Raw genomic sequence first — 13,298 nt, 5'->3', positions numbered from 1 at the left:
CCCGGGCGGCCTGCCGCCGTGCGGCCGTCGGCCGTCCCCGACACGATGCCCTCATGCGTTCCGAGCTGCGTGCCGTCCGGACCGGCGGCGTCCCGGTCGTCGTCGACCTGACCGACGAGTGCGCGGAGTTCGTCCGCTCGGAGGCCGACGGGTTGTTGCACGTGTTCGTGCCGCACGCCACCGCCGGCATCGCGCTGGTCGAGACCGGCGCGGGCAGCGACGACGACCTGCTGGCCCAGCTCGACGTGCTGCTCCCCCGCGACGACCGCTGGCGGCACCGCCACGGCAGTCCCGGGCACGGCCGCGACCACGTGCTGCCGGCGTTCGTGCCGCCGCACGCCACGGTCCCGGTGCTGGAGGGCCGGATGCAGCTGGGCACCTGGCAGCGCATCTGCCTGGTCGACACCAACACCGACAACCACCAGCGGCAGGTGCGCTTCTCGTTCCTGGCCGGCTGATCGGCGGACGGCCACGCCGACCGGCTGCATCGCCGTCCCCCGGACACGGCAGGATGCCGTGCATGACCGACAGCACCGACACGGCACCCGTCCGCCTCACCCCCGGCGAGCCCGCCCCGGAGTTCACGCTGTCCGACGCCGACGGCTCGCCGGTGTCGCTGTCGTCCTACCGGGGCCGCCGGGTGATCGTCTACTGCTACCCGGCAGCGCTCACCCCGGGCTGCACCACGCAGGCCGTCGACTTCACCGCCTCGGCCGGCGACCTGGCCGAGGCCGGGCTGGACATCATCGGCATCTCCCCCGACCCGGTGGAGAAGCTGCAGCGCTTCCGGGAGAAGGAGGACATCCGCATCACGCTGGTGTCCGACCCGGACAAGCAGGTGCTCACCTCCTACGGCGCGTTCGGCCCGAAGAAGCTGTACGGCAAGCAGGTCGTCGGGGTCATCCGCTCCACGTTCGTCATCGACGCCGAGGGACGGATCGAGAAGGCCGCCTACAACGTCAAGGCCACCGGGCACGTCGCCAAGCTGCGCCGCGACCTCGGCCTGGACTGAGTCTCGGCGTCCGGCGTGCTCCTTCCCCCGTGGCCGGAGCGGGCCCCGGCGCACGGCGACGTCGTCCTGCGCCGGTTCACCGACGCCGACGCCGGGCTGGTCCGCGAGCTCGCCACCGACCCCTAGGTCCCGCTGGTCAGCACCATCCCCGCCCGGGCCACCGAGGCGCAGGCACGTGACTGGATCCACCGCAACCAGCGGCGGCGGGAGGACGGCGTCGGGTTCTCCTTCGCCATCGCCGAGGCCGCCACCGACCGGGCGGTCGGGCAGGTCGGCCTGTGGCTGGCCGAGCTGCCGGCGGGGCGCGCGTCGGCCGGGTACCTCGTGGCGCCCGCCTCCCGGGGACGGGGGTACGCCCGCTCCGCGCTGCTCACGGTGACCACCTTCGCGTGGACGGTGCCCGGACTGCACCGGGTGCAGCTCTACGTGGAGCCGTCGAACGAGGCGTCCGTGCGCACCGCCCGGGGCGCGGGCTACGAGCCGGAGGGGCTGCTCCGCAGCTACCTGGAGATCGGTGGCCGGCGCCGCGACATGCTCGTGTTCGGGGCGGTCCGGCCGGCCTGAGCCGCGCCGCCCGTGCCCGTCCGCGCGGTGTGGTGGCCGACCTCGCCGTCGACCCCGTGGTCGGCTGCTGCACCGCGAGGTCGAGGCCGTGGCGCGCGGGTCACTCGCCGGCGGCCTCCGCGGCGCGCTTGCGGCGCTTGCCCTCGTGCATCGCCTGGACGCGGGCGACCGGGATGGTGTGCCCCTGGGCGACCAGGTCGGCGGGCAGCGCCTGCGGGACGGGCAGCGCCGCCGCCCACGGGTCGTCCCCGCCCAGCAGCCCGGGCGCCGTCGTGACGGTGAAGTCGGCGGGCCGGACGTCGCCGAGCCGGTCCCACGGCACCGGGAAGGACACCGGCAGCCCGGGCCGGATGCGCGGGCTGTAGGCGGCAACGACGGTGCCCTGCCCCGACCGCGTGGAGTCGACGAACACCCGCCCCGCCCGGTCCTCCTTGAGATAGGCGGTGGTGGCCCGCTCCGGGTCGAGGGCGGCGGTGCGGGCGGCCAGCGCGCGCGTGGCGGCGGCGACGTCCTCGAACGACGACCCGGCCACCGGGACGACGACGTGCACGCCCTTCGAGCCGCTGGTCTTCACCGCCCCGGTGAGGCCCGAGTCCTCCAGCGCCCGGCGCACGAGGCCGGCCACCGCGACGACGGCCGTGAAGTCCGCGCCCTCCGGTGGATCGAGGTCGAGCACCAGACCGGTCGGCTCGGCCTCGTCCACGCAGAGGTTCGGGACGTGGAACTCGACGGCGCGCTGGTTGGCCAGCCAGATCAGCGTGCGCCGGTCGTCGCAGAGGACCTGGTGCACCTCGCGGTGGGCGCCCGCCGCCCACACCGGCACGGTGCGCACCCACGCCGGGGCGCCCTTGCTCACGTTGCGCTGCATGAACGGTGCCTGCCCGGGACGCACGCGCATGACCGACAGCGGCCGTCCGACCAGCCCGGGGACCAGGCGGTCGGCGACGTCCGCGAGATAGCGGACCAAATCGCCCTTGGTCACGCCCAGCCCGTCGCCCAGCGGCGCGTCCAGGCTGCTCAGGGCGACGCCGTCCAACTCCTCGGTGGCCACGCCGCCACGCTGCCCGCCACCGGCGTCCGGGGCAACCGCTCGTCCCCCGGTCGGGCACTGCAGCCGCCCCGGACTTTCTGTACCGAAAGTCCGGGACCGGCTGTCAGAGGTCGTAGACGCCGGAGGGCGCCACGAGCTCGGTCTCGGGGAAGACGGAGCTGGCGGCGGCGAGCTGGGCGATGCGGTCGACCCACGGAGGGATGTGGGTAAGCAGCAGCCGGCCCACCCCCGCCGCTGCCGCGTGCTCGGCGGCCTGCCGGCCGGTGAGGTGCAGCCCCGGCGGCTGGTCGGGGTCGCCGTCCGGGTGGGCCGCCTCGGCGAGCAGCACGTCGGCGCCGCGGGCCAGCTCGACGACGCGCTCGCTGGCCCCCGTGTCTCCGGTGTAGACCAGCGAGCGCCCGCCGGCGGTGAGCCGGATGGCGTAGGTCTCGACGGGGTGCGCGGTGCGCGCCAGCGCCACCTCGAACGGGCCGATCGTCAGCGCACCGGACCCCACCGGCACGAAGTCGAAGACGTCGGTGAGCCCGTCGCCGTCCAGGTCGTAGGCCATCGCCAGCCGCCGCTCGGCACCCACCGGCGCGTACAGCGGGACCAGCCGGCCCGGCGAGCGCTTCGAGTACCGGTGCCACACCACGAACGGTGCGACGTCCAGGCAGTGGTCGGCGTGCAGGTGCGAGAGGAAGACGGCGTCGACCGAGCCCGGGTCGATCAGCCCCTGGAGCGCACCGAAGGCGCCGTTGCCCAGATCCAGCACCAGCCGGAAGCCCTCGTGCTCGACCAGGTAGCTCGACGCCGGGGAACCGGGACCGGGACCGCTGCCCGAGCAGCCCACGACGGTCAGCTTCATGCCGCCCCCACAGCACCTGCGCGCAGCACCGAGCCCACCTCGGGGCCGAGGAAGCGCCGGCCCAGCCGCGCGAAGGGCTCGGGGTCGCCCGTCGCGAGGAAGGCGTGCTCGGGCGGCGCCGGGTCCTCACGCAGCATCCCGCTGCTGGTCAGCACGCGGTAGACGTCCTTCGCGGTCTCCTCGGCGCTGGAGACCAGCGTGACGTCGTCCCCGAGCACCAGCGAGAGGACGCCGGTCAGCAGCGGGTAGTGCGTGCACCCGAGGACGACGGTGTCGACGCCGGCGGCCAGTAGCGGGTCGAGGTAGGACTGCGCCAGGCCCAGCAGCTGCCGGCCGCTGGTCACCCCGCGCTCGACGAAGTCGACGAAGCTCGGGCACGCGGCGCTGGTGACGGTGAGCCCGGGGACGGCGGCGAAGGCGTCCTCGTAGGCGCCGCTGGTGATCGTGGCCTGGGTGCCGATGACGCCGACCCGACCGCTCCGGGTGGCGGCGGTCGCGCGGCGCACGGCGGGGAGCACGACCTCGACGACGGGGACGCCGTAGCGCTCGCGGGCGTCGCGCAGCGAGGCGGCGCTGGCCGAGTTGCAGGCCACGACCAGCATCTTCACGCCGTCGGCGACCAGGTCGTCCATCACGGCCAGGGAGTGGCGGCGCACCTCGGCGATCGGCAGCGGTCCGTAGGGGCCGTGGGCGGTGTCGCCGATGTAGCGGATCGCCTCGCCCGGCAACTGGTCCAGCACCGCACGGGCGACGGTGAGGCCACCGACGCCCGAGTCGAAGATGCCGATCGGTGCGTCCGCACCCGGCTGCGTCGTCCCCATGTCGCCGGACAGGCTAACCGTCCGTCCCGCCCGCTGCCCGCACGGAGGCGAGGACGGCGGTCGCGGCGCGGACCAGCGCGGCGTTGTCCCGCGCCGGCGAGCCGTCGGGCAGGTGCAGGACGTCCTCCAGCCCGATGCGCGTGTCCAGCCCGCGGCGCAGCGCCAGCCGCAGGGCGGCCCAGCAGCTGGTGCCCTCGCCGTGCAGCAGCACCGGCGGACCGCCGGCGACGGCGGCCAGGAGCCGCTCCGCCTCCGCCTGCGCGCCGGCCTCGTCCAGGCCGTCGGGCAGCTCGAGCAGCACCCGCAGGCACCGGTCGCGGTGCGGCGACGCCTGCCACGCGGCCACCCCCTCGAGGTGCCACAGCCCCGCCTCCACCTGCACGCCGCGGTCCAGCAGTGCCGCGGCGACGTCGTCGGCGCCGTCCTCGTGCCAGTTGACCGATGCGAAGTCCGGCAGATCCGTCCAGGCACGGACGGCGGCGACCCGCGCGTCCGTATCGGGCAGCACCCAGGCGCCGGTGGTCACGCCGACCGGCACGCCGGGCACCGCGGCCCGCACGGCGGAGACGACCGCCGCGACGTCGGCGGCGTGCAGCGAGTCGGCCCCGGCGGCGTCCTTGGGATGCACGTGCAGGGCGCCGGCCCCGGCGGCGACGAGGGACACCGCGTCGCGGGCCACCGCCGCCGGGGTCACCGGCAGAGCGGGGTGGTCACCGGGTCGGCGGGCACCGTTCGGGCAGGCCTGGAGCAGCACGGCCCGCACCCTGCCAGGTCACACCGACAGGATCAGGCCCAGAGCTGGCCCTCGAGGGCGGCCGAGGCCTCCTCGAGGGTGCCGGCGTAGGCGCCGGTGGAGAGGTACTTCCAGCCGCCGTCGCAGACGATGAAGACGATGTCGGCCTTGCGCCCGGCCGCCACCTCCTTGTCGGCGATGCCCAGCGCGGCGTGCAGGATCGCGCCGGTCGAGATGCCGGCGAAGATCCCCTCGCGCTCCACCAGCTGGCGGGTGCGGTGGATCGCGTCGTCCGGGCCCACGGAGAACCGGGAGTCCAGCAGCGAGGCGTCGTACAGCTCGGGGATGAACCCCTCGTCGATGTTGCGCAGGCCGTACACCAGCTCGCCGTAGCGGGGTTCGGCGGCGATCACCTGGATGCCGGGCTTGTGCTCCCGGAAGTAGCGGGAGCAGCCCATCAGCGTGCCCGTCGTCCCGAGCCCGGCGACGAAGTGCGTGATCGAGGGCAGGTCGGCGAGGATCTCCGGTGCCGTGCCCTCGTAGTGCGCCTGCGCGTTCGCCGGGTTGCCGTACTGGTAGAGCATCACCCAGTCGTCGTGCTCGGCGGCGAGCTCCTTGGCCATGGCGACGGCCTGGTTCGAGCCGCCGGCCGCGGGCGAGGAGATGATCTGCGCGCCGTACATCTCCAGCAGCTGACGGCGCTCGATCGAGGTGTTCTCCGGCATCACGCAGATCAGCCGGTAGCCGCGCTGCCGGGCGACCATGGCCAGGGAGATGCCGGTGTTGCCGCTGGTCGGCTCGAGGATCGTCGAGCCGGGCTGCAGCCGCCCCTCCTTCTCGGCCGCCTCGATCATCGTGATCGCCGCGCGGTCCTTGATGGAGCCGGTGGGGTTGTGGTCCTCCAGCTTGGCCCACAGCCGGACGTCGGCGGTCGGCGAGAGGCTGGGCAGCCCGACGAGCGGGGTGCCGCCGAGCGAGTCGACGAGCGAGGCGAATCGGGCCATGGGAGCTCTTCCGGACGGAGGGGGCGGGGCGGGCGGGACGGCGTCAGCAGCCGCCCGCGACCGCCGGGAGGATGGTCACCGAGTCGCCGTCCTTGACCTGGGTGTCCAGGGCGCCGGTGAAGCGCACGTCCTCGTCGTTGACGTAGACGTTGACGAAGCGGTGCAGCTTGCCCTCCTCGGTGACGAGGCGGTTCTTCAGACCCGAGTGCTGGGCGTCGAGGTCGTCGATGAGCGCGGCCAGCGTGGCGCCGCTGCCCTCGACGGTCTTGTTGCCGCCGGTGTGCGTGCGCAGGATGGTCGGGATCCGGACCTGGATGGCCATGGCGTGCGTTCTCCTCGGGAGTTCGACGTGTCGTGGGCACGCTGCCGCGACGGGCAGCGGGTGGTGCGTCTGTGGCCCCAACGCCCGGCCGGCGTGGCTGATTCCGCCCGGGACGTGCTGGAACGGTCGCCCCGCGGCGTGCGAAGCGCGTCGTGGGGGGCGAGAGGGTCCTTCAGTCGTAGACGACGGTGGTCGGCGAGTGGCCGAAGAGGTAGGACTCGACGACCTCGACCTCCTCCTCGCTCACCTCGCCGTCGACGATCCGGTAGCTGCGGAACTCGACGTCGTCGCCGGCCAGGCCGGTCTGCTCGGCATGGTGCCGGGTGGAGACGAGGACGTAGTGGGTGCGCGGGTCGGCGGCGGGGCCGGAGGCGTAGCCGATGTCGGTGCGCGACGGGTAGGCCTCGGTCGCGGTGTGCGAGTGGTAGACGACGACCGGCCACTCGTCGCGGTCGTCCATCTCCCGGTACAGCCGCAGCAGGTCGGCGGAGTCGAACTCGTAGAACGTGGGCGACCGCGCGGCGTTCAGCATGGGGAGGAAGCGCTCGGGACGCTCGGTCCCCTCGGGGCCGGCGACCACGCCACAGGCCTCGTCCGGATGGTCCTTCCGGGCGTGGGCCACGATGGCGTCGTAGGTCGCGCGGTCGATGCGCAGCACGGGGGCAGTCTATGCGCGGGCTCCCGGCCCCCTCGCAGGGTCCCGCTCCGAGCGACGGGACGGGGGTCCGCCGTCCGCTACGGTCTCGGTCCGTGTGGGACGAAGCGCTGCTGATCGCCGGGGTCGTGCTGTTCCCGCTGCCCGCACTCGTCCTCGGCGCCCGGGGCCTGTTCCGGCACCGCGGCTACGTCACCGGCGACCCGGGCGACCGCGCCTCGGTCATCGTCCTGGTGGCGCTGCGGACGCTCGTCCTGCTGCTGCTCCTGGCGCTGTCCGCGATCACGCTCGTCTCGTGCGTCGGCGCCTGGGCCAAGGACGTCGAGCTGCACGGCCTGGTCTACGTGTTCTTCACCCTCGACCTGCTGCTCGCGGCGCTGGTGCTGCTCACCTTCGGCCGGAGCGAGCAGCGACCAGCGCGTCGACGAGCGACCCCTGCACGGCGGTGAGCCAGTAGTAGACGGCCAGCTGCTGGTCCTCCTCGCCGGCCACCTCCTCCGGCGGCTCGGTGTCCTCGGTGATGTCCAGCCGGGTGCCCAGGGCCAGGCGCAGGTCGTTGCTCGTGCGCAGCCAGGCAGCGGCCTGGTCGGCGTCCAGGCGCACCTCGCCGCCCTCGGCCGGGAGGGAGGCGCGCACCAGCGCGAGGTCGTCGGCCTTCGCGTCGCGCAGCGAGGACTCGGTCAGCTCGCGGTAGTCGGCGGCGAGCTCGGGGTCGGACCGGTGGCCGTCGGGGAACAGCCGGCCCAGCACGGGGTCGTCACCGACGTCGGTGGTGTCGGCGGTGAGCAGCTGCTCGAGCTGGTCGAGCAGCAGCCCGAGGATCCCGGCCTCGGCCGGTTCCAGCCGGGCGACCAGCTCACCGCTGCGCGCGGCCGCGAACGGCTTCATGAATCCCTCTGGTAGCTGGCCCACAGGCCGTAGGCGTGCAGCCGGCTGGTGTCGTGCTCCATCCGCTCGCGCGGGCCGGAGCTGACGATCGCCCTGCCGTCGTGGTGCACCTGCAGCATCAGCGCGGTCGCCGTCGCCTCGTCGTAGCCGAACAGCTCCTGCAGCACGAAGGTCACGTAGGTCATGAGGTTGACCGGGTCGTTCCAGACGATCGTCACCCACGGACGGTCGAGCTCGCTGCGCTCGTCGCTGGTGGTCTCCGGCGTCCACGTCGGAGCGAGAGGTCCGGCCACGGCTCCACCATAGGACGCCGATCTGCCCCGCTCACGGTGCCCGCCTACGCTTCCCGATCATGGCTGTGGACACCGGGCTGACCCCTCCCCCGGCCCCCGCGCTCTTCACCGACCGGTACGAGCTGACGATGGTCGCGGCGGCGCTGGCCGACGGCACCGCCGACCGGCAGTGCGTCTTCGAGGTCTTCGCCCGACGGCTGCCGCACGGCCGCCGGTACGGCGTGCTGGCCGGCACCGGCCGCCTGCTGGAGGCGCTGCCCCACTTCCGGTTCGGCGACGACGAGATCGCCGCCCTCCGCGCGCAGGGGCTCACCGACGCCCGGCTGCTGGACTGGCTGGCCGACTTCCGCTTCTCCGGTGACATCGACGGCTACGCCGAGGGCGAGCTGTACTTCCCGGGCTCCCCGGTGCTCACCGTGCGGGCCTCCTTCGCCGAGGGCGTGCTGCTGGAAACCCTCGCGCTGTCGGTGCTCAACCACGACAGCGCGATCGCCTCGGCCGCGGCCCGGATGATCTCGGCCGCCTGCGACCGGCCGTGCATCGAGATGGGCTCGCGCCGCACGCACGAGGAGGCCGCGGTCGCCGCCGCCCGCGCCGCCCACCTCGTCGGCTTCGCGACCAGCTCCAACCTGGAGGCCGGCCGGCGGTACGCGGTGCCCACCACGGGCACGAGCGCGCACGCCTTCACGCTCCTGCACGACGACGAGCGGTCGGCGTTCGAGGCCCAGGTGGCAGCACTGGGCACGGGCACCACGCTGCTGGTGGACACCTACGACGTCGAGCAGGGCATCCGGACGGCGGTCGAGGTGGCCGGCCCCGAGCTCGGCGGCATCCGGCTGGACTCCGGCGACCTGCCGACGCTGGCCACCCGCGCCCGGGAGCTGCTCGACGAGCTCGGCGCCACGAGGACCCGGATCGTGGTCACCAGCGACCTGGACGAGTACGCCATCGCCGGCCTGGCCGCGGCGCCGGTCGACGGCTACGGCGTCGGCACCTCGCTGGTCACCGGGTCGGGCGCGCCGACCGTCGGCATGGTCTACAAGCTCGTCGAGCGCGACGGCGTGCCGGTGGCCAAGCGGTCCGAGGGCAAGCGCTCGGTCGGTGGGCGCAAGTCCGCCGTCCGCCGGCACGACGCCGACGGCGTGGCGACCGCCGAGCTGGTCACCGCCGGCCCCGTCGCCCCGCGCCCCGGCGACCGCGACCTGCTCGTGGCCCTGGTGCGGGACGGCGAGATCTGCGACCCGGTCTCCCCGGCCGAGGCGCTGGAGCGCGCGAAGGCCCACCACCTGCAGGCCCGTGCCGCGCTGCCGCCGGAGGCGTTCGCCCTCTCCCGCGGCGAGCCGGTGCTCGACACCGCGACCGCCTGAACGAGCTGGAGGACCTCGTGACCCGTGCGCTGATCGTCGTCGACGTGCAGAACGACTTCTGCGAGGGCGGCAGTCTCGCCGTCGCCGGTGGTGCGGCCGTCGCCGCCGCCGTCACCGAGCACATGGCCGCCGGCGGGTACGACCACGTCGTCGCCACCCGCGACCACCACGTCGACCCGGGCGCGCACTTCGCCGAGGCGCCCGACTTCGTCGAGAGCTGGCCCCGGCACTGCGTCGTCGGCACCGCCGGGGTGGAGCTGCACCCGGCGCTGGACCGCGGGCCGATCGAGGCCGTCTTCGACAAGGGCGAGCACGCCGCGGCCTACTCGGGCTTCGAGGGTGCGGCGGACGGCGTCGCGCTGGCCGACTGGCTGCGGCAGCACGGGGTGGACTCCGTCGACGTCGTGGGCATCGCCACGGACCACTGCGTCCGGGCCACCGCGCTGGACGCCGTCGCCAACGGCCTGGCGACCCGCGTCCTGCTGCACCTCACCGCCGGCGTCTCCGAGCCGACGACCGAGGCCGCCCTGGACCAGCTGCGCACCGCCGGCGTCGAGCTGGAGGGGACGGTCCACCGCCCCTGACCTCCGGCTCGGCCCACGTGGTCAGCCGGCGTCCAGGACCTCGTCGCGGGTGAAGCCGAGCACCTGGAGGACGGCGTCCAGGTAGGGCTGGTTGAGCGCGGTGTGGGCCTGCTCGCGCACGAACGGCTTGGCGTTGAAGGCGATGCCCAGCCCCGCGGTGTTGAGCATGTCCAGGTCGTTGGCGCCGTCGCCGACCGCCACCGTCTGGTCCAGCGGGATGCCGTGCTCCGCGGCGACCCGGGCCAGGACGCGTGCCTTGCCGGGCCGGTCGACGATCTCCCCGACCAGCCCTCCGGTCAGCCGGCCGTCGACGACCTCGAGGGTGTTGGCCGCGGCGAAGTCCAGGCCCAGGCTCTCGGCGAGCGGATCGGTGATCTGCGTGAAGCCGCCGCTGACGATGCCGCAGCGAAAGCCGAGGCGCTGCAGCGTGCGGATCAGCGTCCGCGCGCCGGGGGTGAGCACCAGCGCCTCGCGGACCTCGTCGAGCACCTCCACCGGCAGCCCCGCCAGGACGGCGACCCGCTTGCGCAGCGACTCGGCGAAGTCCAGCTCACCGTTCATGGCGGCCGCGGTGATCCGGGCGACCTCGGCCGCCCGGCCGGCGCGGGCCGCGAGCTCGTCGATGACCTCTCCGCGGACGAGGGTGGAGTCGACGTCGAGCACGATGAGCCGCTTGCTGCGCCGCGCCAGCCCCACCTGCTCCACCGCGATGTCGGTGCCGGTGGTCGCGGCGACCGAGGCCAGCTCGGTGCGCAGGGCGGTGGCCTCCGCGCCCGAGACCGTCAGCTCGAAGCTGGTCACGGGGTAGTCGGAGAGCCGGCGGACGGCGTCGATGTTCCCGCCCACCGCGGCGATGCCCCGGGCGGCCCCGGCGACGGCGTCGGGTGTCACGGGGCGGCCCAGGAGGATGACGTGGTGCGGGCGGCCGGCCGGCACCGACGTGGGACCGGCGGCCGGCTCGACGTCCACCCGGAGCCCGACGTCGGCGGCGACGGCAGCGGCCAGCGGTCGGAGGTGGTCCAGCAGCTCGTCCTGCCCCACCGCCGGGGCGGCCTCCGAGGGCAGCACGCCGACGACGACGCCCAGCACCAGCTGGCCGTGCACCACGACCTGCTCGACGTCGAGGACCTCGACGGCGGGCGCGCCCTCGGCCAGCGCGGCGAACAACCGCGCGGTGACCCCGGGCCGGTCGGCGCCGCTCACGGTCAGCAGGGCGCGGGCAGCCCCGGGGACCTCGGTCGTTCGGGAAGTGGGGTCCAGCGGCACCCGGCCATCGTGCCGTACACCTCGGCCGCTGACGCCGAGAGGCCCGGAACCTCGACGGGTTCCGGGCCTCTCGGGCTCAGCGCTGTGGATCAGGTGGGGTCGGGGTCGTTCGGCCCCTGGCGCGGGCCGGTGCCGGGCACCAGCTCGCTCACCCCGCCGTAGGGCTCGTGCCGCTTGCCGGCGTGCGCCTCGGCGTGCAGGCGCTCGACCAGGTGCGGGTAGTGCGCCTCGAACGCGGGGCGCTCGGAGCGGATCCGCGGGATCTCCACGAAGTTGTGCCGCGGCGGCGGGGACGAGGTCGCCCACTCCAGGGAGTTGCCGTGACCCCACGGGTCGTCGCGCAGGGCGAGCTTCCCGTACTTCCACGACCGCACCACGTTGTAGATGAAGGGGATCACCGAGGCGCCGAGCACGAAGCTGAAGATCGTCGAGATCATATTCAGCGTGGTGAAGGTGTCGGTGGCCGCGTAGTCCACGTAGCGGCGCGGCATGCCCTCGTTGCCCAGCCAGTGGTGCACCAGGAACGTGCCGTGGAAGCCCACGAACGTCATCCAGAACTGCAGCTTGCTCAGCCGCTCGTCCATCATCCGGCCGCACATCTTGGGGAACCAGAACGCGACGCCGGCGTAAGCCGCGAAGACGACGGTGCCGAAGACGACGTAGTGGAAGTGGGCGACGACGAAGTAGCTGTCGGAAACGTGCCAGTCCAGCGGCGGGGAGGCCAGCAGCACGCCGGTCAGCCCACCGAGCAGGAAGGTGATCAGGAAGCCGACCGACCACAGCATCGGGGACTCGAAGGTCAGCTGGCCGCGCCACATGGTGCCGATCCAGTTGAAGAACTTGAGCCCAGTCGGCACCGCGATCAGGTACGTGAGGAACGCGAAGAACGGCAGCAGCACCGCGCCGGTGGCGAACATGTGGTGGGCCCACACGGCCAGCGAGAGGAAGCCGATGGCGAGGGTGGCGCCGACCATGCCCTTGTAGCCGAACAGCGGCTTGCGGGCGAAGACCGGGATGATCTCGGTGACGATGCCGAAGAACGGCAGCGCGATGATGTAGACCTCGGGGTGCCCGAAGAACCAGAACAGGTGCTGCCACAGCATCGGCCCGCCGTTCTCGGCGGAGTAGACGAGGGCGCCGAGGTTCCGGTCGGCTAGCAGCGCGAGCAGCGCCGCGGTGAGGATCGGGAAGGCGAGCAGGATCAGGATCGCCGTCACCAGGGTGTTCCAGGTGAAGATCGGCATCCGGAACATCGTCATGCCCGGCGCGCGCAGGCAGACGATCGTGGCGATGAAGTTGACGCCACCGAGGATCGTGCCCAGACCCGAGACGGCCAGGCCGCCGATCCACAGGTTGGCGCCCACGCCGGGGGTGTGCACGACGTCGGAGAGCGGCGTGTAGGCCGTCCACCCGAAGTCCGGCGCCCCACCCGGGGTGAGGAACGAGGACACCACCATCGTGGAGCCGAACAGGAACAGCCAGAAGGAGAAGGCGTTCAGCCGCGGGAACGCGACGTCGGGCGCACCGATCTGCAGCGGCATGATCAGGTTGCCGAACGCGAAGAACAGCGGCGTCGCGAACATCAGCAGCATCAGCGTGCCGTGCATCGTGAACAGCTGGTTGTACTGCTCGGGCGACAGGAACTGCAGCTCCGGGCGACCCAGCTCGGCCCGGATCAGCATGGCCATGAGGCCACCCAGGATGAAGAAGACGAACGACGTCGTCAGGTACATCAGGCCGATGGTCTTGTGGTCGGTGGTCCGCAGCAGGTTGGACAGCCGCGAGCCCTTCTCGACCACGTGAGCCGGGCTCGGCCGACTCACGATGGGCGCCGGTGCAATCGTCACGCCCCGCAGCTTAGACAAGGCCCCCGCCGTCCCCGCCGCGGGAC

17 protein-coding genes are annotated in these 13,298 nt (G+C 73.5%); 6 read left to right on the top strand and 11 right to left on the bottom strand.

Annotated elements, in window-relative coordinates; translation table 11 throughout:
* The first annotated feature begins 53 nt into the window (after positions 1–53).
* From DQ239_RS16140 to DQ239_RS16130, 3 genes are all read left to right on the top strand, one after another.
* Positions 54–458: a YjbQ family protein gene (locus tag DQ239_RS16140; RefSeq protein WP_113835441.1), complete on the top strand. Its 405-nt coding sequence runs from the start codon at positions 54–56 to the stop codon at positions 456–458.
* A 62-nt stretch (positions 459–520) separates the two neighbouring features.
* On the top strand, positions 521–1,012 hold the full coding sequence (gene bcp, locus DQ239_RS16135; RefSeq protein ID WP_113835440.1) for a thioredoxin-dependent thiol peroxidase: 492 nt from the start codon (positions 521–523) through the stop codon (positions 1,010–1,012).
* Between the two features lie 132 nt (positions 1,013–1,144).
* Positions 1,145–1,576, top strand: a complete 432-nt coding sequence (locus DQ239_RS16130; protein WP_199583083.1) for a GNAT family protein — start codon at positions 1,145–1,147, stop codon at positions 1,574–1,576.
* 100 nt (positions 1,577–1,676) lie between these two features.
* Here the strand turns inward: DQ239_RS16130 and DQ239_RS16125 are convergent, their stop codons facing one another.
* The 7 genes from DQ239_RS16125 to DQ239_RS16095 all read right to left on the bottom strand — a co-directional run bounded on the left by DQ239_RS16125 (position 1,677) and on the right by DQ239_RS16095 (position 7,012).
* Positions 1,677–2,627 carry an ATP-dependent DNA ligase gene (locus DQ239_RS16125; protein ID WP_113835439.1) on the bottom strand — a complete coding sequence of 317 codons (951 nt, stop codon included), beginning with the start codon at positions 2,625–2,627 and terminating at the stop codon, positions 1,677–1,679.
* Between the two features lie 103 nt (positions 2,628–2,730).
* Positions 2,731–3,474, bottom strand: coding sequence for an MBL fold metallo-hydrolase (locus DQ239_RS16120; RefSeq protein WP_113835438.1), 744 nt, complete (start codon positions 3,472–3,474; stop codon positions 2,731–2,733).
* Positions 3,471–4,295 carry a glutamate racemase gene (murI, locus tag DQ239_RS16115; RefSeq protein ID WP_113835437.1) on the bottom strand — a complete coding sequence of 275 codons (825 nt, stop codon included), beginning with the start codon at positions 4,293–4,295 and terminating at the stop codon, positions 3,471–3,473. The genes DQ239_RS16120 and murI overlap by 4 nt, the downstream gene beginning before the upstream one ends.
* A 13-nt stretch (positions 4,296–4,308) precedes the next feature.
* The gene (locus DQ239_RS16110; RefSeq protein WP_113835436.1) at positions 4,309–5,049 is read right to left on the bottom strand and encodes a 3-keto-5-aminohexanoate cleavage protein; all 741 of its coding nucleotides are present in this window, start codon (positions 5,047–5,049) and stop codon (positions 4,309–4,311) included.
* 32 nt (positions 5,050–5,081) lie between these two features.
* The gene (locus DQ239_RS16105) at positions 5,082–6,032 is read right to left on the bottom strand and encodes a cysteine synthase (RefSeq protein ID WP_113835435.1); all 951 of its coding nucleotides are present in this window, start codon (positions 6,030–6,032) and stop codon (positions 5,082–5,084) included.
* A 43-nt stretch (positions 6,033–6,075) separates the two neighbouring features.
* The gene (locus DQ239_RS16100; protein WP_091764346.1) at positions 6,076–6,354 is read right to left on the bottom strand and encodes a MoaD/ThiS family protein; all 279 of its coding nucleotides are present in this window, start codon (positions 6,352–6,354) and stop codon (positions 6,076–6,078) included.
* 172 nt (positions 6,355–6,526) lie between these two features.
* On the bottom strand, positions 6,527–7,012 hold the full coding sequence (locus tag DQ239_RS16095; protein ID WP_113835434.1) for a M67 family metallopeptidase: 486 nt from the start codon (positions 7,010–7,012) through the stop codon (positions 6,527–6,529).
* A gap of 92 nt (positions 7,013–7,104) precedes the next feature.
* Between DQ239_RS16095 and DQ239_RS16090 the strand changes: the two genes are divergently transcribed.
* A complete protein-coding gene (locus tag DQ239_RS16090; RefSeq protein WP_113835433.1) occupies positions 7,105–7,458 on the top strand; it encodes a hypothetical protein in 354 nt (117 codons plus the stop codon).
* On the opposite strand, the gene DQ239_RS16085 is transcribed toward DQ239_RS16090, so the two are convergent.
* Both DQ239_RS16085 and clpS read right to left on the bottom strand, forming a co-directional pair.
* Positions 7,397–7,897 carry a DUF2017 family protein gene (locus tag DQ239_RS16085; RefSeq protein WP_113835432.1) on the bottom strand — a complete coding sequence of 167 codons (501 nt, stop codon included), beginning with the start codon at positions 7,895–7,897 and terminating at the stop codon, positions 7,397–7,399. The two genes, DQ239_RS16090 and DQ239_RS16085, sit on opposite strands and share 62 nt — an antisense overlap.
* Entirely contained in the window at positions 7,894–8,190 is a 297-nt protein-coding gene (gene clpS / locus DQ239_RS16080) for an ATP-dependent Clp protease adapter ClpS (RefSeq protein WP_113835431.1), read from the bottom strand. The genes DQ239_RS16085 and clpS overlap by 4 nt, the downstream gene beginning before the upstream one ends.
* 59 nt (positions 8,191–8,249) lie before the next feature.
* Here clpS and DQ239_RS16075 point away from each other — a divergent pair, with 59 nt between their 5' ends.
* Together DQ239_RS16075 and DQ239_RS16070 are read left to right on the top strand one after the other, a co-directional pair.
* On the top strand, positions 8,250–9,557 hold the full coding sequence (locus DQ239_RS16075; RefSeq protein WP_113835430.1) for a nicotinate phosphoribosyltransferase: 1,308 nt from the start codon (positions 8,250–8,252) through the stop codon (positions 9,555–9,557).
* A 17-nt stretch (positions 9,558–9,574) separates the two neighbouring features.
* The gene (locus DQ239_RS16070; RefSeq protein WP_113835429.1) at positions 9,575–10,141 is read left to right on the top strand and encodes an isochorismatase family protein; all 567 of its coding nucleotides are present in this window, start codon (positions 9,575–9,577) and stop codon (positions 10,139–10,141) included.
* A gap of 21 nt (positions 10,142–10,162) precedes the next feature.
* On the opposite strand, the gene serB is transcribed toward DQ239_RS16070, so the two are convergent.
* Together serB and ctaD are read right to left on the bottom strand one after the other, a co-directional pair.
* Positions 10,163–11,407, bottom strand: coding sequence for a phosphoserine phosphatase SerB (gene serB / locus DQ239_RS16065; protein ID WP_113835428.1), 1,245 nt, complete (start codon positions 11,405–11,407; stop codon positions 10,163–10,165).
* Positions 11,408–11,496: 89 nt separating this feature from the next.
* Positions 11,497–13,254, bottom strand: coding sequence for a cytochrome c oxidase subunit I (ctaD, locus tag DQ239_RS16060; protein ID WP_113835427.1), 1,758 nt, complete (start codon positions 13,252–13,254; stop codon positions 11,497–11,499).
* Positions 13,255–13,298: the final 44 nt, after the last annotated feature.

Source organism: Blastococcus sp. TF02-09 (assembly GCF_003319105.1).
Taxonomy (GTDB): domain Bacteria; phylum Actinomycetota; class Actinomycetes; order Mycobacteriales; family Geodermatophilaceae; genus Blastococcus.
The sequence above is the reverse complement of the archived record's forward strand: the minus strand, read 5'-3'. Positions and strand labels throughout refer to the sequence as shown.

Coding starts and splice junctions, on each gene's coding strand:
- DQ239_RS16140 (WP_113835441.1), top strand. CDS start 54: ATGCGTTCCGAGCTGCGTGCCGTCCGGACCGGCGGCGTCCCGGTCGTC.
- bcp (WP_113835440.1), top strand. CDS start 521: ATGACCGACAGCACCGACACGGCACCCGTCCGCCTCACCCCCGGCGAG.
- DQ239_RS16120 (WP_113835438.1), bottom strand. CDS start 3,474: ATGAAGCTGACCGTCGTGGGCTGCTCGGGCAGCGGTCCCGGTCCCGGT.
- murI (WP_113835437.1), bottom strand. CDS start 4,295: ATGGGGACGACGCAGCCGGGTGCGGACGCACCGATCGGCATCTTCGAC.
- DQ239_RS16105 (WP_113835435.1), bottom strand. CDS start 6,032: ATGGCCCGATTCGCCTCGCTCGTCGACTCGCTCGGCGGCACCCCGCTC.
- DQ239_RS16100 (WP_091764346.1), bottom strand. CDS start 6,354: ATGGCCATCCAGGTCCGGATCCCGACCATCCTGCGCACGCACACCGGC.
- DQ239_RS16085 (WP_113835432.1), bottom strand. CDS start 7,897: ATGAAGCCGTTCGCGGCCGCGCGCAGCGGTGAGCTGGTCGCCCGGCTG.
- DQ239_RS16075 (WP_113835430.1), top strand. CDS start 8,250: ATGGCTGTGGACACCGGGCTGACCCCTCCCCCGGCCCCCGCGCTCTTC.